The 1,164-nt window shown below is 68.6% G+C and carries 1 protein-coding gene; it reads left to right on the top strand.

The features are described 5' to 3' along the window. A partial coding sequence (locus NGM28_RS28380; protein ID WP_252092542.1) for a type VI secretion system Vgr family protein occupies positions 1 to 1,164 on the top strand: 1,164 nt, incomplete at both ends.

Below are 1,164 nucleotides of genomic sequence, written 5' to 3'. Positions count from 1 at the left end.
TCCGATGACAAGTCCAGCGTGTGGATGCGCGTGGCCTCCGGCTGGGCCGGGCAGGGCATCGCCAGCCTGCAACTGCCCCGCGTCGGCATGGAGGTGCTGGTCAGCTTCCTCGAAGGTGACCCCGACCAGCCGCTGGTGACCGGCTGCCTGTACCACGGCGTGAACATGCCGCACTACAAGCTGCCCGACCTCAAGACCCTGGCCACGATCAAGAGCAAGGAATACAAGGGCAGCCGCAACAACGAACTGCGCATCGACGACACCACCAGCGAAATCAGCATCGCCCTGCGCAGCGACCACGGCGCCAGTGCGTTGAACCTGGGTTACCTCACGCACCCACGCCCGAGCGGCGGCGCCCCCCGTGGCGAAGGCTTCGAACTGCGCACCGACCGCCACGGCGCCGTGCGCGCGGCCGGCGGCCTGCTGATCACCACCGAACCCCGGGCCAACGAAGCCAAGCACCACAAGGACCTGCCCGAGACCGCCGAACGCCTGGCCACCGCCAGCGAGCAGCAGGACAGCCTGGCGGAGCTGGCCAAGCAGATGCAGGCCCAGGAGCCCGGCGACCAGGACGCCGTGGCCAAGCGCCTGCACGAGCAGCACCAGGGCATCCTCGGCAGCGGCCCGGTCAACCAGAGCGCCAACGAATTCCCCGAATTCGCCCAGCCACACCTGGTGCTGTCGAGCCCGGCCGGCATCGCCCTGACCACCCCCGGCCCCAACCACATCACCACCGGCGAGCACCTGGCGCTGAGCAGCACCGGCCACACCAGCATGTCCGTCGGCAAGCGCCTGCTGGCCAGCGCCAGCCAGGGCATGCGCCTGTTCGTGCAGAGCCTGGGCTGGAAACTGGTGTCGGCCTCCGGCGATATCGACATCCGCGCCCTCAAGGACAACATCAACCTGCTGGCCAAGCTCGACATCACCGCCAACGCCGACCGCATCGTGCTCACCGCCAAGACCGAGCTGGTGATCCAGGGCGGCGGTAGCGCCACCACCTACAACGCCGGCGGCATTACCCACGTCACCAGCGCCAACTACACCGCCCACGCCGCGCAGTTCGCCCACATCGGCGCCGCCAGCAAGGCCGGCACTTTCCCCGAACCGCCGAAACCCGGCAAGGGCGACCTGGAGCTGCTGTACCAGTACGCCAACAGCAAGGGT

The sequence above is a fragment of the Pseudomonas sp. MWU13-3659 genome, from assembly GCF_023757525.1.
In the GTDB taxonomy this organism is placed as follows: domain Bacteria; phylum Pseudomonadota; class Gammaproteobacteria; order Pseudomonadales; family Pseudomonadaceae; genus Aquipseudomonas; species Aquipseudomonas entomophila_E.
Note: the sequence above shows the minus strand (reverse complement) of the source record. Positions and strands in the feature narration are given on the sequence as shown.